At 66.4% G+C, this 21,235-nt stretch carries 17 protein-coding genes and 1 pseudogene; 7 read left to right on the top strand and 11 right to left on the bottom strand.

Features of this window, described 5'->3' with window-relative positions; genetic code table 11:
* The first annotated feature begins 184 nt into the window (after nt 1–184).
* The 6 genes and pseudogenes from ACREXZ_RS04005 to ACREXZ_RS03980 all read left to right on the top strand — a co-directional run.
* On the top strand, nt 185–3,373 hold the full coding sequence (locus ACREXZ_RS04005) for an efflux RND transporter permease subunit (RefSeq protein WP_431762736.1): 3,189 nt from the start codon (nt 185–187) through the stop codon (nt 3,371–3,373).
* 16 nt (nt 3,374–3,389) lie between these two features.
* Nucleotides 3,390–4,658: an efflux RND transporter periplasmic adaptor subunit gene (locus ACREXZ_RS04000; RefSeq protein ID WP_431762735.1), complete on the top strand. Its 1,269-nt coding sequence runs from the start codon at nt 3,390–3,392 to the stop codon at nt 4,656–4,658.
* Entirely contained in the window at nt 4,655–6,163 is a 1,509-nt protein-coding gene (locus ACREXZ_RS03995; protein ID WP_431762734.1) for an efflux transporter outer membrane subunit, read from the top strand. The genes ACREXZ_RS04000 and ACREXZ_RS03995 overlap by 4 nt, the downstream gene beginning before the upstream one ends.
* A 45-nt stretch (nt 6,164–6,208) precedes the next feature.
* Nucleotides 6,209–6,892 carry a heavy metal response regulator transcription factor gene (locus tag ACREXZ_RS03990; protein ID WP_431762733.1) on the top strand — a complete coding sequence of 228 codons (684 nt, stop codon included), beginning with the start codon at nt 6,209–6,211 and terminating at the stop codon, nt 6,890–6,892.
* Nucleotides 6,892–8,403 carry a heavy metal sensor histidine kinase gene (locus ACREXZ_RS03985; protein WP_431762964.1) on the top strand — a complete coding sequence of 504 codons (1,512 nt, stop codon included), beginning with the start codon at nt 6,892–6,894 and terminating at the stop codon, nt 8,401–8,403. Before ACREXZ_RS03990 ends, ACREXZ_RS03985 begins: the two co-directional genes overlap by 1 nt.
* A gap of 330 nt (nt 8,404–8,733) precedes the next feature.
* Nucleotides 8,734–9,624, top strand: a pseudogene (locus ACREXZ_RS03980) (LysR family transcriptional regulator); the annotation flags it as partial.
* 98 nt (nt 9,625–9,722) lie between these two features.
* Here the strand turns inward: ACREXZ_RS03980 and ACREXZ_RS03975 are convergent.
* Genes ACREXZ_RS03975 through ACREXZ_RS03935 form a run of 9 tightly spaced genes read right to left on the bottom strand, consistent with a single transcriptional unit; the run spans nt 9,723 to nt 18,028 of the window.
* Complete coding sequence (locus ACREXZ_RS03975; RefSeq protein WP_431762732.1) at nt 9,723–10,076, bottom strand: RidA family protein; 354 nt, start codon at nt 10,074–10,076, stop codon at nt 9,723–9,725.
* Between the two features lie 26 nt (nt 10,077–10,102).
* Entirely contained in the window at nt 10,103–11,266 is a 1,164-nt protein-coding gene (locus ACREXZ_RS03970) for an NAD(P)/FAD-dependent oxidoreductase (protein ID WP_431762731.1), read from the bottom strand.
* Nucleotides 11,259–12,653: an NAD(P)/FAD-dependent oxidoreductase gene (locus ACREXZ_RS03965; RefSeq protein WP_431762730.1), complete on the bottom strand. Its 1,395-nt coding sequence runs from the start codon at nt 12,651–12,653 to the stop codon at nt 11,259–11,261. The genes ACREXZ_RS03970 and ACREXZ_RS03965 overlap by 8 nt, the downstream gene beginning before the upstream one ends.
* Nucleotides 12,643–12,996, bottom strand: coding sequence for a (2Fe-2S)-binding protein (locus ACREXZ_RS03960; RefSeq protein WP_431762729.1), 354 nt, complete (start codon nt 12,994–12,996; stop codon nt 12,643–12,645). Before ACREXZ_RS03960 ends, ACREXZ_RS03965 begins: the two co-directional genes overlap by 11 nt.
* Before the next feature lie 29 nt (nt 12,997–13,025).
* Nucleotides 13,026–14,168: an NAD(P)/FAD-dependent oxidoreductase gene (locus tag ACREXZ_RS03955; RefSeq protein ID WP_431762728.1), complete on the bottom strand. Its 1,143-nt coding sequence runs from the start codon at nt 14,166–14,168 to the stop codon at nt 13,026–13,028.
* Nucleotides 14,165–14,971 (bottom strand): ABC transporter permease, encoded by an 807-nt coding sequence (locus tag ACREXZ_RS03950; RefSeq protein WP_431762727.1) that lies wholly within the window; start codon nt 14,969–14,971, stop codon nt 14,165–14,167. Before ACREXZ_RS03950 ends, ACREXZ_RS03955 begins: the two co-directional genes overlap by 4 nt.
* Entirely contained in the window at nt 14,968–15,840 is an 873-nt protein-coding gene (locus tag ACREXZ_RS03945) for an ABC transporter permease (RefSeq protein WP_431762726.1), read from the bottom strand. The genes ACREXZ_RS03950 and ACREXZ_RS03945 overlap by 4 nt, the downstream gene beginning before the upstream one ends.
* Entirely contained in the window at nt 15,827–16,915 is a 1,089-nt protein-coding gene (locus tag ACREXZ_RS03940; protein ID WP_431762725.1) for an ABC transporter ATP-binding protein, read from the bottom strand. The genes ACREXZ_RS03945 and ACREXZ_RS03940 overlap by 14 nt, the downstream gene beginning before the upstream one ends.
* A gap of 51 nt (nt 16,916–16,966) precedes the next feature.
* Entirely contained in the window at nt 16,967–18,028 is a 1,062-nt protein-coding gene (locus ACREXZ_RS03935; RefSeq protein WP_431762724.1) for an ABC transporter substrate-binding protein, read from the bottom strand.
* Nucleotides 18,029–18,187: 159 nt separating this feature from the next.
* Here ACREXZ_RS03935 and ACREXZ_RS03930 point away from each other — a divergent pair, with 159 nt between their 5' ends.
* Entirely contained in the window at nt 18,188–19,108 is a 921-nt protein-coding gene (locus ACREXZ_RS03930) for a LysR substrate-binding domain-containing protein (protein ID WP_431762723.1), read from the top strand.
* 35 nt (nt 19,109–19,143) lie between these two features.
* Here ACREXZ_RS03930 and ACREXZ_RS03925 read toward each other — a convergent pair whose 3' ends face one another.
* Together ACREXZ_RS03925 and ACREXZ_RS03920 are read right to left on the bottom strand one after the other, a co-directional pair.
* A complete protein-coding gene (locus ACREXZ_RS03925) occupies nt 19,144–19,452 on the bottom strand; it encodes a transposase (RefSeq protein ID WP_431762722.1) in 309 nt (102 codons plus the stop codon).
* Nucleotides 19,453–19,653: 201 nt separating this feature from the next.
* Entirely contained in the window at nt 19,654–20,505 is an 852-nt protein-coding gene (locus ACREXZ_RS03920) for an EAL domain-containing protein (RefSeq protein WP_431762721.1), read from the bottom strand.
* Nucleotides 20,506–21,235: the final 730 nt, after the last annotated feature.

Below are 21,235 nucleotides of genomic sequence, written 5' to 3'. Positions count from 1 at the left end.
ATGCCTATATACGTGCGACGGGTACCCGCCAACGGGTACCCGGCCCGGCCCTCTCTTTCCCGCGATGCTGACAAGCACGCCATTTTGGCGTCATGGTGGCGCCCGTCCGGCGCCCTAGCATCGCGGGTATTCGCTGATCCGCCTGCCGCGGCGGCCTTCTTTTCCATGACTGCGGGTTGCCCCCATGTGGATCGTCAATCTGGCTCTCAAGCGGCCTTATACGTTCATCGTTCTCGCGATCGCGATCGTGCTCGCCACGCCGTTCGCGTTGCTGACGATGCCGACGGACATCTTTCCGTCCATCGATATTCCGGTGATCAGCATCATCTGGAATTACACCGGTCTGTCGGCGCAGGACGTCGCGAACCGCATCACGTCGGTCAACGAACGCAGCCTCACGACGACCGTCAATAACATCCAGCACATCGAATCCGAATCGCTGTCCGGCATCGCGATCATCAAGCTGTTCCTGCAGCCCGGTGCGAGCCTGCAGACCGCAATTGCGCAGACGGTTGCGAACGAACAGGCGCAGTTGAAGCAGATGCCACCGGGAGCAACGCCGCCGCTCGTCATCACGTATTCGGCGTCGAGCATTCCGGTCGTGCAGCTCGGGTTGTCGAGTTCGACGATGAACGAGCAGGCCGTCGCCGACATTGCGATGAATTTTCTGCGCCCGCAGCTGATCACGATTCCGGGCGCACAGGTGCCGTATCCGTACGGCGGCAAGACCCGCGTGGTGTCCGTCGACCTCGATCCGCGCGCGCTGATTGCACGCGGTCTCGCACCGGCTGACATCGTCAACGCGGTCAACGCGCAGAACCTGATCCTGCCGACCGGTACCGCAAAGCTCGGGCAGACCGAATACACGATCGGCACGAACGGCTCGCCCGGCACGATCGCCGCGCTCAACGACATTCCCGTGCGCACTGTCAACGGCTCGACGGTGTATCTGCGCGAAGTGGCGCACGTGCGCGACGGCTATACGCCGCAGACCAACATCGTGCGTCAGGACGGCAGTCGCGGCGTGCTGCTGTCGATCCTGAAGAGCGGCGACGCGTCGACGCTCGAGATTGTCGACACGTTGAAGGCGCTGCTGCCGCATGTGCGCGATTCGCTGCCGCGCGACCTGAAGATCGTGCCGCTGTTCGACCAGTCGGTGTTCGTGCGCGCGGCCATCAGCGGCGTGATCCGCGAAGCCGCGATCGCCGCCGCGCTGACCGCCGCGATGATCCTGCTGTTCCTCGGCAACTGGCGCAGCACGGTGATCATCGCGGTGTCGATTCCGCTGTCGATCCTGTCGTCGCTGCTGGCGCTGCACGCGCTTGGCGAAACGCTGAACATCATGACGCTCGGCGGCCTCGCGCTCGCGGTCGGCATTCTCGTCGACGACGCGACCGTGACGATCGAGAACATCGAGCGCCATCTGCATCTCGGCACAGGCCTCGAGCACGCGATCCTGAACGGCGCGGGTGAAATCGCGACGCCCGCGCTCGTGTCGACGATGTGTATCTGCATCGTGTTCGTGCCGATGTTCTTCCTGACGGGCGTCGCGCGCTATCTGTTCGTGCCGCTTGCCGAAGCGGTGGTGTTTGCGATGATCGCGTCGTACATCCTGTCGCGTACGCTGGTGCCGACGCTCGCGCTGCTGATGATGAACCACAGCCCGGCTGCGCACCGCGCACACGATGCGAAGCCGGGCCCGTTCATGCGCGTGCATCTTGCGTTTGACCGCGCGTTCGAGCGGGTGCGCTCGAACTATGTCGTGCTGATGAGCATGCTGCTGTCGCGACGGCGTTTCTATGCGCTCGCGTTCGCTGGTTTCTGTGTGGTGTCGACAGGGCTCGTGTTCGTGCTCGGCCGCGACTTTTTCCCGAACGTCGACGCCGGCGACATCCGGCTGCACATGCGTGCGCCGAGCGGCTACCGGATCGAGGAGACCGCGCGTCTCGCCGACGAGGTCGAGCGCACCGTGCGCGAAGTCGTGCCGCCGTCCGACCTCGAAACGATCCTCGACAACCTTGGCCTGCCGTACAGCGGCATCAACCTGTCGTACAGCAACGCGGGCACGATCGGCACGCTCGACGGCGAGATCCAGGTTGCGTTGAAGCCGGACCACCGGCCGACCCAGGACTACGTGCGGCGTCTGCGTGAACTGTTGCCGCAGCGTTTTCCGGGGGTCGAATTTTTCTTCCAGCCCGCCGACATCGTCACGCAGATCCTGAACTTCGGGCAGCCCGCTGCGATCGACGTGCAGGTCGTCGGCCGCAATCTCGCGTCGGACATGGCAATCGCAGGCGGCCTGATGAAGGACGTGCGGGAGGTGCCCGGCGCCGTCGACGTGCACGTCGAGCAGCGCAACGACAATCCGCTGCTGACGATGCAGATGGACCGCACGCGGCTGCAGCAGGTGAGTCTCGCCGCGAACAACGTCGCACAGAACCTGCTGGTGTCGCTGTCGGGCAGTTCGCAGACCGCGCCGGCGTTCTGGCTGAACCCGCAGAACGGCGTCGAGTATCCGCTGACCGTGCAGACGCCGCAGTACCAGGTCGAATCGCTCGACGACGTGCTGCGCACTCCGGTCGCGCAGCCGACGACCGGCACCAACGGCAACCTGCAACTGCTCGGCAACCTCGCGACGGTGAAGCCCGGCGTGCTGCCGGTCGTCGTCACGCACTACAACATCCAGCCGGCCGTCGATCTGTACGTGAGCGTCGACGGTCGCGATCTCGGCTCGGTCGCGTCGCGCATCGACACGCTGGTGTCGAAAGCGCGCGCGACGTTGCCGCGCGGCACCGACCTCGTCGTGCGCGGCCAGGTGCAGACGATGCGTTCGTCGTACGTCGGCCTCGGCGTCGGCGTCGCGATGGCGATCGTGCTCGTGTACCTGCTGATGGTGATCAACTTCCAGTCGTGGCTCGATCCGCTGATCATCATCAGCGCGTTGCCTGCGGCGATCGCCGGCATCGTGTGGATGCTGTTCCTCACGGGCACGCATCTGAGCGTGCCCGCGTTGACCGGCGCGATCATGACCGTCGGTGTCGCGACCGCGAACAGTATTCTCGTCGTGTCGTTCGCGCGGCAGCGGCTGCATGAAGGCGCGATTCCGCTGGTGGCCGCGCTCGAAGCCGGCGCGACGCGGATCCGCCCCGTGCTGATGACTGCTGCCGCGATGATCATCGGGATGGTGCCGATGGCGCTCGGCCTCGGCGAAGGCGCCGAGCAGAACGCGCCGCTCGGCCGCGCGGTGATCGGCGGCCTGCTGTTCGCGACGGTTTCCACGCTGCTGTTCGTGCCGATGGTGTTCGCGGGCGTGCACAACCGCCTTGCGCGACGTCATGCGCGCCGCGACGCCCGTACCGATTCCCTTTCCTGATGCGTCACCCACCGACATGAACGACAAACATCACGAATCCCTCGCGATTCACGCGGACGATCCGGACCGCGGCATGGATCTGCCGTCGCGCGCGATGGTACGCCGGCGTGCACGCTTCGCACTGTACGGCGTCGCGCTGCTACTCGCGGCCGGGTCGATCCGCACGATCCTTGCGAACGTCAGCAACGACCACACGCTGTCGAAGACGGTCGAGCAGAACGCGCGGCAATACGTCGACGTCGTGATGCCGCAGCCCGCCGACACGGTCTCGGCCGCCGACGCACAGGTGACACTGCCGGGCACGCTGCGCGGCTATGCAGAATCGCCGGTCTATGCACGCGCGACCGGCTACGTGAAGCGCTGGTACGTCGACATCGGCGCGCATGTCGCGCAGGGCCAGTTGCTCGCCGAACTCGACACGCCCGAGGTCGACCAGGAACTCGCGCAGGCCGTCGCGCAGCGGCAGCAGTCGGCCTCGACGCTCGCGCTCGCGAAGGTGTCGTTCGCGCGCGCGCAGCAGTTGCGGCAACGCGATGCGGTATCGCAGCAGGAACTCGACGATCGCCAGGGTGCGTACAACCAGGACGTCGCGAACATCTCGGCCGCGGACGCGAACGTGCGGCGTCTCACGCAGCTCGAATCGTTCAAGCGGATCGTCGCGCCGTTCGCCGGCGTGATCACCCAGCGCAATATCGATACCGGCGACCTGATCGACGCGGGCAGCGGCAGCAGCACGCGCGCGCTTTTCGCGGTCGCGCAGTCCGATCCGCTGCGGATTTTCGTGCAGGTGCCGCAGACGTACGCAAATACCGTCGCGGACGGCCAGCACGTGCAGGTGCGCCAGGCCGAACTCGCGGGCCATACGTTCGATGGCGTGATCTCGCATGTGTCGGGCGCGATCGACGTCGGCTCGCGCTCGCTGCAGGTCGAAGTGCGTCTGCCGAATCCAGACGGCGTGCTGATTCCGGGCGCGTACGTGCAGGTCAGTTTTCCGGGCGCGGTGCAGGGCCATCTGATGCTGCCGGGCAATACGCTGCTGTTCCGCGCGCAGGGGCCGCAGGTCGCGGTGGTCGGCGCGGACAACCGGGTGCGGCTGAAGTCCGTCGTGATCGCGCGCGATCTCGGCACGACGCTCGAAATCGAGAGCGGCATCGCGCGAACCGATCGCGTCGTGCTGAACCCAGCCGATTCGATCGCGGACGGCGACACGGTCACGCTGGCGACGAAGGGTCCGGCGAAGGGTCCGGCGAAGGCGGTCGCGCCCGCATCGGGAGCGGCTGCATGACGCTGCTGCTCAATCGAACGCGAAACCGGCGCGGAGCGGCGGTTGCGAAACCGCTCGCCGTGTCGTTGATCGCGCTCGGCCTCGCTGCGTGCACGGTGGGTCCCAACTACGTACGTCCGCAGGTCGACGCGCCGCAGGCGTGGCGTACCGCGTCCGCGCCGCCGGGCTGGCGGCCGGCTGCGCCGGGCCATGCGCCGCTCGATCCCGACTGGTGGAAGATCTTCGGCAGCACTCGGCTCGACACGCTCGAACAGCAGGCGCTCGCGGGCAACCAGACGCTGCGTGCGGCGAGCGCGCATTACGATCAGGCGCGCGCGCTGCTCGCGTCGGTATCGTCGAATGCGGCGCCCGAGGTCGACCTGAACGGCAGCGCCGCACGCGAGAAAATTTCCGCCGACCGGCCGCGGACGGTCTACGGCACGGCGAGCCAGTCGACTGTGCAGAACGATCTGCGCGCGGGCGTCGGCGTGAGCTACGACGTCGATCTGTTCGGCAGGATTCGCCGCGAGATCGAGGCGTCGAGCGCATCCGCCCAACAGTCCGCGGACGATCTCGCGAACGCGCGGCTCGTCGTTACGACCGATCTCGCCACCGCCTATTTCGCGCTGCGCGAGCTCGATGCGGAGATCGACGTGCTTGACCGCTCGACTGCGCTGCAGGAGAAAGCGCTCGCGTTCGTCACCGCGCAGCACGACAGCGGCGCCGTGTCCGGGCTCGATGTGCTGCAGCAGCAGTCGCAACTCGACGCGACGCGCACGCAGCGGGAATTGCTGGTCAACCAGCGCGCGCAGTTCGACAGCGCGATCGCCGCGCTGATCGGCGTGCCCGCACCTGACTTCACGATCGAGCCGGCCGTCGAGGTGCCGCCGATTCCCGAACTGCCGGCCGGCGTGCCGAGCGATCTGCTGCAGCGGCGGCCGGACATCGCGTCGGCCGAACGCGCGATGGCTGCCGCGAACGCGAGCATCGGCGTCGCGCGTGCGGCATACTTTCCGGACCTGACGCTGTCGCCGCAGATCGGCTGGGAAGCCACGCGCTTCGCGAGTCTGTTCGGCGCACCGGCCCTGGCGTGGTCGATCGGTGCGTCCGCGGGCGAGGTCCTGTTCGACGGTGGGCGGCGCGCCGCCGGCGTCGCGTTTGCGCAGGCCGGCTATGTGGCCGCCGACGCGACCTACCGGCAAACCGTGCTGGACGCGTTCCAGCAGGTGCAGGCCGCGGTGACCGGCCTCGCCGTGCTCGACGACGCACAGCGCCGCGCCCGCGCGGGCGTCGACGATGCGCAGCACTTGCTGAGCCTCGCGAACGACCGCTATGCAGGCGGCCTTACCGCGTTCATCAACGTGCTCGACGCCGAACAGCAACTGTTGACGGCACAGCGCACCGAGGTGCAAATTGCGGGCAATCAGGCCGCGCTCGTCGTGCAGCTTGCGAAGGCGCTGGGCGGTGGCTGGCAGGGCGAGGCGCCGTCGAGCGCGACGACGGCTGGGGGCTCGCACAACGGTTGACGCCGGAGGCGGGGGCGATGAAGCGCGGCGCACATTGAGGACGCGATGAAAGTATTACTGATCGAAGATGAACCGAAGGTCGTCGAATACCTGCGCAACGGACTGTCCGAGCAGGGCTGGGTGGTCGACGTCGCAACCGACGGCGAGGACGGCGCGTTCATGGCGAACGAGTACGAGTACGACGTGGTGATCCTCGACGTGATGCTGCCGAAGCTCGACGGTTTCAGCGTGCTGAAGGCGATCCGCGCGCACAAGCAGACACCGGTCATCATGCTGACCGCGCGCGACCGCGTCGACGACCGCGTGCAGGGACTGCGCGGCGGCGCCGACGATTACCTGATCAAACCGTTCTCGTTCCTCGAACTGGTCGAGCGGCTACATGCGCTGACGCGCCGCGCGCGCACCCAGGAGTCGACGCTGATCTGTGTCGGCGATCTGCGCGTCGATCTGATCAGCCGCCGCGCGAGCCGCGACGGCGCGCGGCTCGAACTGACCGCGAAGGAATTCCAGTTGCTGAGCGTGCTCGCGCGGCGGCACGGCGAGATCCTGTCGAAGACGCAGATCACCGAACTCGTCTGGGACGTCAACTTCGAGAGCGACACCAACATCGTCGAGACGGCGATCAAGCGGCTGCGCGCGAAGCTCGACGGCCCGTTCGCGAGCCGGCTGCTGCATACCATCCGCGGCATGGGCTACGTGCTCGAAGAGCGCGACGGAGGCGCACCATGATGAAGTTGTCCATTTCGCGCCGGCTGTCGATCATGTTCGCGGGGGTCGCGCTGCTGGTGTTCACGTTTGCCAGCTTCGGGCTGTTCGTGATGATGCAGCAGCAATTGAACGGCGATCTGCGTGCGACGCTGAACGCGCGCGCCGAGATCGCCCGTTCGGTGATCTCGCATGTGGGCACCGCGCAGAAATGGCACTTCGTCGAGGAGCACCTCGCTGACCTGTCGACGGCTGGGCGGCCGCTCTTCTACATCGAGAGCAGCGATCCGCGCTTTCGCCTCGGCAAGTCGTTCGACGATGCCGACTTGGTCCGCACCGACGGAGCGTACAAGGTCGTTCGTTTGAAGAATCACCATGCCGACATGGTGACGACCGAATTTATCGTGCCGGCCTTCGGCGAACGGCCGGCGGTGCGGGTCGTGGTTGCGGGCGACTGCAGCGCAAGCGAACGGATGCTGCATCGCTTCGCGGTGGCGCTCGCGGTGCTGATCGTGCTCGCGAGTACGGCGGTGCTGCTGTTGAGCAGCGTCGTCACGCGCTTCGGGTTGCGACCGCTCACGCGACTCTCCGAAGAGGCGGGGCAGGTGAGGGTGGGCAATCGCGGCCAGCGGTTGCGCACCGACGCGCTGCCCGGCGAATTGCACGATCTCGCGACGTCGTTCAACGGCGCGCTCGAACGGCTCGATGGCGCGTACGGGCGGCTCGAATCGTTCAATGCGGACGTGGCGCACGAATTGCGCACGCCGGTCAGCATCCTGATCGGGCAGACCGAAGTGGCGCTTACGCGTGACCGCTCGATCGGTCAGTTGCAGCAAACGCTGCAGTCGAATCTCGAAGAACTCGAGCGCCTGCGCGTGATCGTCAACGACATGCTGTTCCTGTCGCGGCGCGACCGCGGCGAGCGCGCGGTGAACGTGGCCGACGTGTGGATCGCCGACGAGATCCGGCGCATGGTCGACTTCATGGACATCGCGTTCGACGAGGCACAGTTGCGTGTCGAACTGAGCGGCAACGCGCGTGCGGCGGTGGATCCGTCGCTTGTCGGCCGCGCGCTGATCAACCTGCTCAGCAACGCGATCCAGCACTCGGAGCCGGGCAGCGTCGTGTCGGTGAAGGCGGAGCAGCGCGGCACGCAGGTGTTCGTCGCGGTATCGAATGCGGGCACACCGATCGCCCCCGAACTGCGGATGAACATCTTCGAGCGTTTCTACCGGCTCGACGAATCGCGCTCGAACAGTGGCGAGAATCACGGCCTCGGGCTCGCGATCGTCAAGGCGGTCGCGGAGATGCACGGCGGCAGCGTGTTCGTCGCGTGCGAGGGCGGCGTCAATACGTTCGGTTTTTCCGTCGCGTCGGCCGACCCGGCGCCGGCCGACGGTCACCCATCGCCACACGATGAGCGCGACGGACGCGACGGTCGCACGATGCGACCGCATCCGGTGTCGCGCAGGCCAAGACTCAGCCCGGAAGGGACCGGGCTGTTCGCTGCGTCGCGGCGTCGCCGGCGCGTCTAGAACGCGCTTCGCAAAACGCGCAGTGCCCGCCCGGCGAGCCTGCGCGACCCCTCCACGATCCCACACGGCTACGCACGCCGTGCATTCCACGATGCGCCGCGCATGACCTGCACCCGCGCCGGCTCGCAGCGTTCTCCGGTACGCCCGTTCGCTTGCGCATCGGGTATCCCCCTAGATGACACAACGGTCATTTTCCGGCCAGCGTTTGGACAGGGCTTCCTGCCTAGACTGTCCGCATGCCGTGATAGCCGGGGTTCCACCTCCCGACGCAGCGGCGCACCGTAGGACCGACCCCCGCCGGTCCGGTGCATGAGCTACAGGAGCCGTTTCATGGATCATCTGGAATCGATGCGGATTTTCGTTCGCGTCGCGGATCTCGGCAGCTTCGCCCGCGCGGCACAGGCCATGGACGTGTCCGGCGCCGTAGTTACCCGTCACGTCGCAGGGCTTGAAGGCCGGCTCGGTGCACGCCTTCTGAATCGCACCACACGCAGCCTGTCGCTGACCGAAGCCGGTCAGCTGTATCTGGAGCGCGCGCGGCAGGTGCTCGGCGAACTCGAGGATGTCGAGCAGATGGTGCTGTCGCGCAACCATCAGCCGATCGGCACGCTGCGTATCGTCGCGCCCGTCGAGTTCGGCATGCATGCGCTCGGCCCCGTGCTGCAGAGCTATACCGAACGCTATCCGAAAGTGATTCCCGACGTCACGCTGGTCGACCGGCCGGTCGATCTGGTCGAAGAGGGTTTCGACGTCGGCGTGATGGCATCGCAGCAGGTGCGTGCGGGCAGCATCGTCACGCGTCGCTTCATGACGACGTACCTGATCGCATGCGCGGCACCGACCTACCTCGCGAAGCACGGCGTACCGCGCGAGCCCGAGCATCTGAAAGCGCATGCGTGGCTCGGATTGTCATCCGACGATAACGCCGCCGCGCAGACCTTCACCGGTGCGAACGGCAGCATGCGCGTGAGCCCGACCGACGCGATCGTCGCGAACAACGCGGAGATGCTGCGCCGTTGCGCGTTGCTGGGGATGGGCGTCGCGTTGCTGCCGGCCTATCTGGTGGGCGACGATCTCGCCTCCGGCCGGCTCGTGCGACTGCTCGACGACTACACGCTGCCGCACGTCGAGTACAGCGTCGCGTACCCGAGCCGTCGCCATCTGCCGGCGAAGGTGCGCACGTTCGTCGACCACGTCGTTGCGCGCTTCGGCGGTACGCCTCTGGATCTGCCGCCGGTGGTCGACAATGCGTTCGAGGATGCACTCGCCTGAGCGCTGCGTTTCCGTGCGCTGCGGCAGTTGCAGCGCACGAAGCACCGCTACGCGAGCGCGATCGCCATGATCTCGACCAGCAACTCCGGCGCCGCGAGCTGCGCCTGAACGGTTGCACGCGCCGGCGAGCAGCCCGGCGCGACCCATGCATCCCACACCTCGTTCATCCCCGCGAAATCGCGCTCGATATCCGCGAGCCAGATCTGCGCGGACAACAGCCGCGTCTTGTCGATACCCGCCTGCTTCAGAAACCCGTCGATCTTCGCCAGCACATGGGTGGTCTGCGCCTTGATGTCGGGCGTGCGCTCGACGGCGGTTTGCCCGCCGATGAAGACAAGGCCCGCGGCCTTGACGACGCGGCTCATCCGCTGGTTGCTGTCGATGCGTTCGATATCGGTCATGTGTGTCAATCCATCGAGTGAAAAAATCAGTGTGAGGCGGTGGCCGTGACGGGCGCATGTGTCGCATCGGAATGACCCGCATGTTCGAAGCGATCGATCGCAAACGCGTCGAGCGGCAACGATGCATGGCCGTCCAGCACGAGTTCGGCGACCAGTCGGCCGCATATCGGCCCTAGCTGAAAGCCGCTGCCGCAATAGCCGAACGAGTAAGTGAGATTGTCCGCACGGCGGCTGCGCGACAGCACCGGCAGTTCGTCGTCGATGAACGCTTCGACGCCCGCCCACGCGCGGTTGATGCCGAGGTCGCGCAGATGCGGGAACAGGTCGGTTACCGTCTGCGCGCTTCGCACGAGTCGTGCAAAATCCACTTCGCCGTGCCGGCCCGCCAGATCGGCGATGCCGATCAGCTTGCCGCCGATCACGACCGTGCCGTTGTCGAACTGCTTGAACGACAGCGGCCGGCCAGTCGCGCCGAGCGTCGCGCGGCAGAACGGCGCGACGCGATGCGTGACCATCAGCATCAGCCCTTCGGGATGCGCGGGCACCGGCTCGCCGACCTGACGCGCGAGGTCCGCGGCCCATGCGCCCGCGGTCACGACCAGATGCGGCGCGGAAAACGTGCCCGTCGGCGTGTGCGCAAACCATTGCTGGCCGCGCCGCTCGATGCGCGTGACCGGCGTGCCTTCATGAAAGCGTGCGCCGAGACGCTGGGCCGCGAGACGGAACGCGGTCGTCGTGCGATAGGGCAACGCATAGCCGTCGCGCTCCACGAAAATGCCGCCGGTGACGTGCGGCGCGAGCGCCGGTTCGAGCGCGCGCAGCGTGTCGCGATCGATCACGCGTTCGTGCGTGAAACCCTGTGCTTCGAGCAACGCGACACGCGCGCGGCACTGATCGAGTTCTGCTTCGCTTTCGGCGATCTTGATCTGGCCGGAGGGCACGAAACCGCCGTTGTCGCCGATCAGGTCGGCGAGGTTGTGCCAGATCTCGCGCGACAGTAGCGCCAGCGGAATTTCCGGCAGCGGCCGGCCGAGCGTGCGCACGCCGCCCGCATTCACCCCGGACGCATGACGGCCCACGTAGTCGGCTTCGAGCACGGTCGCACGCACGCCGCGACGTGCGAGATGAAACGCGCTGCTCGACCCGTGCAGCCCGCCGCCGACGATCAGCACTTCGGTCGCGTCATTCACCGGCGAGCTCTCCGAGCGTGAGCGGTTTGATCGGCGGACGGATGCGGTAATAGCCGACCGTTTCCGGTTCGACCTTGCGCGCGGCGGCGATGACTTCGGTGACCGTGAGCCCGCACAGACGTCCCTGGCACGGCCCCATGCCGCAGCGACCGAACGACTTCGCCTGATTCGGTCCGAGGCAGCCGAGCAACACGAAGTGCCGTACGTCGCCAGCCGTGACTTCTTCGCAGCGACAGACGGTGACGTCGTCGGCGGGAATGCGGTTCGCGTCGCGCGGCCGGTACAGCGCGTCGAGAAATGGCCGGATGCGCATGACGGCAGCGAGCTTCGCGCGATGCGGGCGCGCGGCTTCGTCGCGCGCGGCAGCATCGAGCTTGCCGAGTTGCGCGGCGACCGCGAGCGCTGCGAGTTCGCCGCGTTGCGCGGCCGCTTCGGCGCCGCCGATGCCCGAGCCGTCGCCGGCGACGAACACACCGGCCACGTCGAGTTCGCCCCATTCGTCGGTGTCGGGCGTGAAGCACAGTTGCGCGTCGTCCCAGCGATGCTTCGCGCGCAGCGCCTGCGTGAACTGCGTGTTCGGCACGACACCCTGATGCAGCAGCACCATCGACGTCTCGATCCGTTGCGCGACGCCCTTCACACTGAAGCGCAACGCGGCGGCGCGCGGCGTGCCGTCGTCGCCTGTTGCGCTTTCCACTTGCAGATCGTCGGCGGCTTCATGGATCGGCACACCGGCTTCGCGCAGCGTGCGCATCAAGTGCAGTCCTTTGCTCAGAAACGGCCACGCGCGCAGCGCCGCGAACATATGCTTCTTCGCACGCCAGCGATCCTCATGGCGCGTCGTATCGACGAGCGCGCGAATCTTCACGCCCGCGCGCACGTACTGCCAGCCGAGCAGGTACAGCAACGGTCCACAGCCGGCGAGTACCGGTGGCTCGGTGGGCACTTCGCCCGCGCTCTTCAGCAGGATCTGCGCGGCGCCTGCGGTCAGCACGCCGGGCAGCGTCCAGCCGGGCACAGGGAACGGCCGCTCGAGGGCGCCGGTCGCGAGGATCACGCGACGCGCGTCGAAGCTGCCGACCTTGCCGTCGCGCAGATAGTGGACGCTGCGCTCGCGCGTGACCTGCCACACCGATGCGCCTGCGACGTGGCGCGCGCCCGATGCGCCGAACGCAGCGGCGAGCGGTACGCCGGCTGCATAGTCGGGGCCGAGGATCGTGCGGCGCGCGGTGTCGCTGCGTTCGATCGCGCGATAGATCTGGCCGCCGACGGCGTCCTGTTCGTCGAGCAGTACGACCGACAACCCGAGCTGCGCGGCGCGCGTTGCCGCTGCGAGTCCGGCCGGGCCGGCGCCGATCACGGCTACGTCGATCGTTTCAGCGTCCATGAGCGTTCTCCGCGGCGGTGTGCGAGGGCGGGGGCGGCGGCAGATCGCGTGCGCCTTCCTGCGAACGGATGCGCATGCCGTCGCGTACGGCGACCATGCAGCTCTGGCGGCTCGGCACGCCGTCGATCTCGACGAGGCATTCGAAGCACACGCCCATCATGCAGTACGGCGCACGCGGCTCACCCGAGACGGGCGTTGCGCGGAAGCGGTCGATGCCGGCGGCGAGCAGCGCGGCGGCGACGGAACGGCCGCCGGGTACGCGCAGCGGTTCGTCGTTGAACCAGATATCGACGGGCGCGTCGGCGGCGCCGGGCAACACCCTGAAGAGCGGTTTCGTGGTCATGGGGAATGCGTGAAAGTCAGTGGCGTGGATCAATGAGCGTGATTCGTCGTGACGCCGGCATCGAGGAAGCGGCGTCCGGCGAAGGCGGGGAGTTCGTCCGGCATCGAAGCACCGGCGATCCACGGCGCGATCCGCAGCGCGTGCGCGGCTGCGAGCGTCACGCCGCTGTGGCAGGTCACGACGAATGCGCCGGGATACTGCGTCGATTCGTCGTAGACCGGGAAGCCATCGGGGCTGTAGACGCGCAGCGCGGCCCACATGCGCACGAGCCGCACGTCGCGCAGTAGCGGGAACGCGCGCAGGTTGCGACGCGCGATCGCGGACAGCACGTCGGTCGTCGTGAAGTCGTTGTAACCGACTTCCTCCATCGAATCGCCGAACTGCACCGAGCCTTCGTCGGTCTGCCGCACGTTGAGCGTCGGGTAATCGAGGAAGCGCGCAACGCGTTCGCTGACGAGCACCTGGCCGCGGTTCGGCGCAACCGGTGCATGCAGCCCGACCTGCGGCGCGAGCGCGCGATTGCCGAGCCCGGCGGCGAGCACGATGCGCGGCGCACGCCAGGCACGCTGCGTCGCGTGCGCGACGAAACCGCTGGCCTGCGGCTCGATGCGCCGCACGTCCACGCCGTTGACGAGCGTCACACCGCGCCGCTGCATATCCGCATGCAGCGCGCGCAGCAGCTTGAGCGGATTCACGTGACCGTCCATCGGCGTGTAGCTCGCGCCGATCACAGCAGGGCCGACCGCGGGCAGCCGGTCGCGCACCTCGCGTGCATCGAGCAGTTCATACGGATAGTCGCCGCCCAGTTCGCGTTGCAGCGTCGACAGGCGTTCTTTTCGGACGGCGAGTTCTTCGTCCGAGAAGCAGAAATGAAAACCGCCTGGCTGGCGCAGCGCGACGTCGATGCCGGTGCTGTCCTGGAGCGACGCCGCGAACGCGGGCCAGCGCTCCGACGAGCTGCGGGTCCAGCGCGCATACGGCGTGAGTCCATAACCTTTGCCCTGCACCCACACGAGACCGAAGTTGCCGCGCGACGCGCGAAAACCGCCGTCGTCCTGGTCGAGCACCGCGACGCGCGCGCCTGCGCGCGCGAGACCGCACGCGACCGCGGAACCCACGAGGCCGCCACCGATCACCAGCACGTCGGGGCTCGCGAAGGTCGTTCCGTTCATCGAGATTCTCCGATCAGAATGCGGTCCAGCCCGGCCAGCCGGTCGAGCAGCACCATCAATACGATCGTGCCGGCGATCATCAACGTCGCCACCGAGGTGACGAGCGGATCGATCGTCTGCGCGATCTGGTTGTACATCGCGACGGGCAGCGTCGTCGTGCCGGGTGTCGCGACGAAAATCGTCATCGTCAGTTCGTCGAAGCTCTGGATGAACGACAGCACCCAGCCGCCCGCCACGCCGGTGCGGATCATCGGCAGCACGACGCGGCGAAACGCGGTGAAGCGGCTCGCGCCACAGGACAGCGCCGCACGTTCCGCATCGCGGTCCAGTCCGATCGCCGCCGACAGCGCGAGGCGCAGCGCATACGGCAGCACGATCACGACGTGCGTCGCGGCGAGCGGCCAGAACGAGCCGTTCAGATGCAGCATCGACATGAAGCGCAGGAACGCGATGCCGAGCACGACCGCGGGGATCATCATCGGCGACAGGAAGAAGCTCGTGAGCGCCGCGCGGCCCGGAAAGCGATAGCGCGCGATCGCGAGCGCGGCCGGCACCGCGAACGCGACACCGAGTGTCGCCGCGACGAACGCAAGCCGTGCGGACAGCCAGAACGCGTCGACGATGTCGCCGTTCTGCAGGATGGCCCTGAACCAGCGCAGCGATGCGCCGTCGAACGGCATCGAGATGAAGCCCTTGTCGGTGAACGCGACGAGCACGACGACGATGAGCGGCGCCGCGATGAACATGAGGAACAGCGCGTTGTACGCCAGCGCCCAGAAACCGTTGCGCGTGGTCCCGTTCATTCGAACACCTGCCGGAAGCGGCGTTCGGCGAGCCGGCTGCAGCCCGCGACGATCGCGACGTTCGCGACCAGCAACAACACCGCGATGCTCGCGCCGAGCGGCCAGTTCAGTGTGCCGAGGAATTCGTCGTACGCGGCCGTCGCGACCACTTTCAGTCGCCGTCCACCGATCAGCGCGGGCGTGGCAAACGCGGACGCGGACAGCGCGAACACGATGATCGAACCGGACAGCACGCCGGGCAGGATCTGCGGCAGCACGACACGACGAAACACCTTCGCCGGCGAACCGCCGAGCGAACGGCCGGCCCATTCGACCTGCGGATCGAGCTTCTGCAGCGTCGCCCACACCGACATCACCATGAACGGCACCAGCACGTGCGTGAGCGCGATGATCGTACCGGTCATCGTGAACACGAGACGCACCGGCTCCGACGTAATGTGCAGCGCCTGCAGCGCGTCGTTCAGCACGCCGTTGTTGCCGAGCAGGATCTGCCAGCCGAGCGTGCGCACGACGACCGAGATCAGCAGCGGACCGAGCACGACGAGCAGACACAGCGACTGCCACGGCTGCTTCATCCGCGCGAGCACGATGGTTTCCGGTACACCGAGCACGATGCTCGCGAGCGTGACCGCGCAGGCGAGACCTGCCGTGCGCAGGAAGATCGTCCCGTAGTACGGATCGGTGACGACCTGGACGTAGTTCTGCAGCGTCCATGCGGCCTGGACGCCGGCCGTGTCGCTGAATGCGTGAAACGACAGCATGAGGGTGAGCACGAGCGGCACCAGCAGCAGCGCGCCGAACAGCAGCAACGCCGGCCCCGACAGCAGCCACGGCGCGGCGCCCGCGCGATCGTGTTCAAGCGTGGCCATCGGCGGCCTCCTGTTCGAGTACGCGCAGATCGTCGTCGGACCAGTCGATGCCGACTTCCATTCCTTCGGCGGGCGGCGGCGCGCCGAAATTCGGCTGCGTGACCGAGAGCTTGCCGAGCGCTGAATCGATTTCGAGTAGCCACTGATTGCCAACGAATACACGCGTTGCGATCCGGCCGCGCGTACGCGAGGCGGTTCCGTCATGCGTTTCCTGTGGCGCGAGGCGCATTTTTTCCGGCCGGATGTAGACGTGCACGCGTCCCTGCACCACACGGCCTTCGTGCGGCACTTTCAACGTCGTGCCCGCCACCGACACTTCCGCGCAGCGTCCATGGCGGCGGATCACTTCGCCGGGCAGTGCATTGGTCCGGCCGAGGAACGTCGACGCGAACGGCGTGCGGGGTCGCTCGTAGGCTTCGAACGGTGTGCTCAACTGCGCGATGGTGCCGCGATGCATCACCGCGATGCGATCGCTCATCGTCATCGCTTCGACCTGGTCGTGCGTGACGAGGATCGTCGTGATGCCGAGCCGTCGCTGGATCGCGCGCAGTTCGATGTGCATTTCTTCGCGCAGCTTCGCGTCGAGATTCGACATCGGTTCGTCGAGCAGCAGCAGGTTCGGCTGCATCGCGATTGCGCGCGCAATCGCGACGCGTTGACGCTGACCGCCGGACAGCTCCTTCGGATAGCGCGCACCGAGGCCGCCGAGCCGCACGAGGTCGAGCGCTTCCGCGATGCGTTGCATCCGCTCGGGCCGCTTCATGCGGCGCATTTCGAGGCCGAAGCCGACGTTGTTCTCGACCGTCATGTGCGGGAACAGCGCGTAGCTCTGGAACACGACGCCCATCCCGCGTTTTTCCGGGCGCTCCGCGGTAATGTCGCGGCCGTCGAGCACGATGCGGCCCGTGGTCGGCGTGACGAAACCGGCGATCATCTGCAGCGTCGTCGTCTTGCCGCAACCCGATGGTCCGAGCAGCGACAGGAATTCGCCGCGCTCGACGGAGAGATCGATCTGCTCGACGGCCGCGAAATCGCCGTAGCGTTTCGACAGGCCCTGCAACGTGAGGAAGGTCATGATCGTGTCGTATCGTGGGGCGGGCAGGGGAGCGGGGTGGCAACTAAGCGGCTAGCGCTCGACCGAACGGTTCCAGCGCTCCGTCCATTCGGTGCGGTGCGGGTTGATCGTCGCCCAGTCCATCGCGACGAGCTTCGCGATCTGGTCGGGACCGTACGGCACGCGCGCGGCGACCTCGGGTGTGAGCTTCACCGTGCGGTTGACCGGACCGAGGCCGATCGCCTGCGCCTGCATCGCCTGCACGTCGGGACTCAGCAGGTACTGGATGAACTGCTGCGACAGCTCAGGCTGCGCGTTTTCCGCGACGGCGCACGCGCCGACCTGCAGCGCGACGCCGCCTTCCTTCGGGTAGATAAACTTCAGCGGAAAGCCGGTGTTCTGCAGCGCGACCGCGCGACCGCTGCCGTACGGCGCGAGGATCACGTCGCCGCTTTGCATCAGCCCGTCCATCTCGCCGGGTGTCGGTGCCCACGACAGCACGTTCGGCGCGACCTGCTTCGTCATCACGGCGAAACCGGGCTCGATGTTCTTCTCGCCGCCGCCGTTCAGCCGTGCGAGCATCACGAGCGTGTGCAGGCCATATGTGTTGGTGATCGGCGGCACACCGATTCTGCCTTTCAGACGCTTGTCGGTGAGCGCGTTCCACGAATCCGGCGGGGGTAGCCCCGCTTTTTTGAACGCCTCTTCGTTATAGCCGAGACCGGTCGCGACCATGCCCACGCCGATTGCCGTCGGACCGAGCCGCGCGAGCGGGTACAGGTCCTTCAGCACCGGCGCATCGTCGATCTTCGCGCACAGGCCGAGCTGCATCGCCTGGTACATCGGGCCGTCGTCCATCACCGCGACGTTGATCTGCTGATGTCCCTTTTGCGCCTGCAGCTTCGCGAGCGTATCGCTCGAATTGCCCGCCACGTAGACGATTTTCACGTTGTGCGCTTTTTCGAACGCGGGGATGATCTTCTGCCGGTAAAGCTGTTCGTTCGAGCCGCCGACGTTCGCGACATAGAGCGTCGTCTCCGCGTGCGCGAGCACCGTGCCCGCGAGTGCGAGCGTCGCTACGAGCAGGCGGAAGGGCGGCGGATGCCGGCGGGAGCGGGACGGGGGCTGATTCATGAACGCTTCTCCGATGACGGTGGGTTCCAGAACGGCTATGTGTTGTATGAGGTGTTGTGTGTGGTCTCGATCGTGCCCAGCGAGTGTCCTGCGTCGGTGTTATATCGTCCAATACGAATAAAATAACTATCCATGCATTTTTGATATGGACTGGAATCGATGAACCTCAAACATATCGAAGCGTTTCGTGCCGTGATGTTGAGCGGTTCGATGACCGCGGCCGCGAAAGAACTGTTCACGTCGCAGCCGAACGTGAGCCGGCTCATTTCGCAACTCGAACGCGAGACGGGCCTGCTGCTGTTCCAGCGCAACGGTGTGCGGCTGATTCCGACCGGCGAGGGCAATGCGTTTTTTCGCGAGGTCGAGCGGACTTACGTGGGTCTGCAGGGGTTGAGCAACGCGGCGGCGCAGATTCGCAATCGAGGCACCGGACGGCTGCGCATCGCGGCGATGCCGTCGGCGGGACTGACGCTCGTGCCACGCGCGATCCAGCGGTTTCATGCGCGGCATCCGGAGGTCACGGTGTCGTTACATCTGAACACGTCGACGACGGTGAATCACTGGACCGCGTCGCACTTCTGCGACCTCGGAATAGTGGTGTACGTGAGCGAGCAATCGAATTGCGACACCGAGCTGTTCTCGAATCTCGCGGCCGTCGGCGTGCTGCCGGCGGGGCATCGGCTCGCGCGCAAGAAGACGTTGAAGCCCGCCGATTTCCACGGCGAATCGTTCGTGTCGCTATGTCATGGGGACGGCACGCGCACGCTGATGGACGAGATATTCGATCGCGCAGGCGTGGAGCGCGTGATGGCGCTCGAAGCGCAGTACGCGGCGATCTGCTGCGAGATGGTCCGCAGCGGCGCGGGTGTGACGCTCGCGCATCCGGTGGTCGCGGAGGCTTACGCCGGACCCGACATCGAGATCCGGCCGTTCACGCCGGCGCTTCATTTTCCGAATTACCTGCTGTTTCCGCCGCATCAGACTCGCGCGCGTCTCACGATGGAGTTCGTCGACGCGCTGCGCGAGGAGCACACGGAGCTGATCGCATCGATCGAGAAGCGTAAGCGCGCGGCGAGGTGAGGGGTGAGCTGAACCGCACGCGACGCGGCACCGTGTCAGGCCGGGCACTCGTCCGACGAAAGATCGTCCTGTGTCGCGTTGCAGTGGCGCTTCAGTTCTACCAGCACGACGTCCATCACGCCGCTGCGCTTCCACTGCAGCCAGCGCGCGTAGCACGTCTGCGAGGGTGGGTACGTGGCGGGCAGATGGTGCCACTTTTCGCCGTTCAACAGCACCCACAGGATGCCGTTGAGCACATCGCGGGACTGTCGGCGGGGCCGGCCGACGCCAGCGGTGCCGGCCGGTTCTTCAAACAGATGACGGACGTGCAGCCAGGCTTCGTCGGTCAGAGGGACGGTTGTCATACAGCACTTCAGTAACTAGTGGGTACATTGAATTATGCCAAATTCATGCATGAATTTAAATTCAAAAAAACGACCTGTTTTGCGCGCTGTTCGAGTAATTAACCCTCCGTGACGCTGCAGGCACCCAGGCTAAAAATGGTCAGACAATTTTTTTCGGTACCCGGTTGGAGGCCCAATCCGGGGGGCACGTCACCGGCTGGCTCAATGCGATTCAAACGGCAGGTTCGCCGGGCGGGACGCGGACGGAGGGGCGTCCAGCACGGCGGCGAGGTCGCCGGTGGGCCGCGAAAAGTGGAAGCCTTGCAGCAGCACGTTGGGCCATTGCTCGAGCCAGCGGGCCTGAGCGGCGGTTTCGACCCCTTCCACGACGACCCGCATGCCGAGGTCGTCGAGTAGCGCAAGAATGCCCGCGATGACCGCGCTTGCGCGCTGCCGCGCGGGGACGAACGTGAGCAGCTCGCGCGCGAGCTTCACGGTGTCGACGTCCATTTCGCTCAGCAGCGCGAGCGACGAATAGCCGGTGCCGAAGTCGTCGATCGAAATGCGGATGCCCGATTCGCGTAGCGGTCGCGTGAGCACACGCGTCGCGAGAATGCGCGCGGTGTCCTCGGTTTCGATCAGTTCGATGTCGATCAGCTCGGGTGCGATGCCGTGCATGTGCGCGATCTGTTCGACCTCGGTGGCGAAGTTTTCCTGCGCGGCCACCGAGGGCGGCACGTTGACCGCGATCGGCAGCGCCGGATGTCCCGCGCGAATGCATGCGCCGAGTTGCGCGCACGCGCGGTCGATCACGAAGTGCGTGATGTCGACGGCCAGCTCCGCGTCTTCGTCGAGCACCTCGAGAAAGGCATCCGGCAGCAGCAACCCGTAATCCGGATGGGTCCAGCGCAGCAGTGCCTCGGTGCTGACGAGCCGGCCCGTGCGCGATTCGTGGATGCCTTGAAACGCGAGATGGAATTCGCCCGCGCGTAGTCCCGCGCGGATCCGGTCGCTCAATCCGTTGCGTACCGGTGTGCCGGTCGTCTGTGTCTGTCTGAGTTGTTCGCTTTGCACCCGGGTCCCTCGCGTGTCGTTCTATTGATGTCGGCGTGTAGTGGACGTAATCGTCGTCGCAATCGCTCAATCGCTGCCCGGATCGATGCGGCCGCAGTGTCCCTACGGGAATCAGCAGATTCCATGCCATCGAAGAGCCCGTGCGACGCGGCTGGGCGCGGAGGTGCATGCTGCCCGGAGAGCACGGCAGGCCGTCGTTTCATGCATCGGGTGTCGACGCGGCGTACGAATCTGCCGCGCGTCGAGCGCCGCTGTTCCGGTCTGTTACGGCGTGGCGTTACGTAACAAGCGCTTCATCGAAACATCTTTCGCTGCAGCTGCACGCATGCGCCGTCGCAGCAACGCCCAGGTAAAACGCATACGTCATGCGGGCTGCGCGACGGTGCGCGCGTTTAAACGAGGCGCCAATACTCATTTGGCATGGATGCTGCTTAGTCGATGGCGCATTGCACAACCTGACATACATAAGACAGGACCTGTAGATGACTCATTGTTTGAATCGACCGCTTGGGCCCGGGGTGAGCCAGCGGATCTCTCTTCTTCCAACCCTGTCCGCGCGCTGCATGCGGACACGTCTTCAGTCGCGTGATCGTCGCGGGCACCTCGTGCGCGCGCAGCACTATTTACGCGGCTCTTAACACGCAGTTTCCGATGACCGGTTGAACCCGCGGGGACCTTCGCGTCCGCACGGCGAGCCGGCTTGTGTCGGGTTTTTGTAGTGCGCATTTCG

This window comes from Paraburkholderia sp., assembly GCF_050742655.1.
Classification (GTDB): domain Bacteria; phylum Pseudomonadota; class Gammaproteobacteria; order Burkholderiales; family Burkholderiaceae; genus Paraburkholderia.
Note: the sequence above shows the minus strand (reverse complement) of the source record. Positions and strands in the feature narration are given on the sequence as shown.

Bases quoted from the DNA above. Each gene is read 5' to 3' on its own strand.
- ACREXZ_RS04005 (WP_431762736.1), top strand. From the start codon at position 185: ATGTGGATCGTCAATCTGGCTCTCAAGCGGCCTTATACGTTCATCGTT.
- ACREXZ_RS04000 (WP_431762735.1), top strand. From the start codon at position 3,390: ATGAACGACAAACATCACGAATCCCTCGCGATTCACGCGGACGATCCG.
- ACREXZ_RS03995 (WP_431762734.1), top strand. From the start codon at position 4,655: ATGACGCTGCTGCTCAATCGAACGCGAAACCGGCGCGGAGCGGCGGTT.
- ACREXZ_RS03990 (WP_431762733.1), top strand. From the start codon at position 6,209: ATGAAAGTATTACTGATCGAAGATGAACCGAAGGTCGTCGAATACCTG.
- ACREXZ_RS03985 (WP_431762964.1), top strand. From the start codon at position 6,892: ATGAAGTTGTCCATTTCGCGCCGGCTGTCGATCATGTTCGCGGGGGTC.
- ACREXZ_RS03975 (WP_431762732.1), bottom strand. From the start codon at position 10,076: ATGACCGATATCGAACGCATCGACAGCAACCAGCGGATGAGCCGCGTC.
- ACREXZ_RS03965 (WP_431762730.1), bottom strand. From the start codon at position 12,653: ATGGACGCTGAAACGATCGACGTAGCCGTGATCGGCGCCGGCCCGGCC.
- ACREXZ_RS03960 (WP_431762729.1), bottom strand. From the start codon at position 12,996: ATGACCACGAAACCGCTCTTCAGGGTGTTGCCCGGCGCCGCCGACGCG.
- ACREXZ_RS03955 (WP_431762728.1), bottom strand. From the start codon at position 14,168: ATGAACGGAACGACCTTCGCGAGCCCCGACGTGCTGGTGATCGGTGGC.
- ACREXZ_RS03950 (WP_431762727.1), bottom strand. From the start codon at position 14,971: ATGAACGGGACCACGCGCAACGGTTTCTGGGCGCTGGCGTACAACGCG.
- ACREXZ_RS03945 (WP_431762726.1), bottom strand. From the start codon at position 15,840: ATGGCCACGCTTGAACACGATCGCGCGGGCGCCGCGCCGTGGCTGCTG.
- ACREXZ_RS03940 (WP_431762725.1), bottom strand. From the start codon at position 16,915: ATGACCTTCCTCACGTTGCAGGGCCTGTCGAAACGCTACGGCGATTTC.
- ACREXZ_RS03935 (WP_431762724.1), bottom strand. From the start codon at position 18,028: ATGAATCAGCCCCCGTCCCGCTCCCGCCGGCATCCGCCGCCCTTCCGC.
- ACREXZ_RS03930 (WP_431762723.1), top strand. From the start codon at position 18,188: ATGAACCTCAAACATATCGAAGCGTTTCGTGCCGTGATGTTGAGCGGT.
- ACREXZ_RS03925 (WP_431762722.1), bottom strand. From the start codon at position 19,452: ATGACAACCGTCCCTCTGACCGACGAAGCCTGGCTGCACGTCCGTCAT.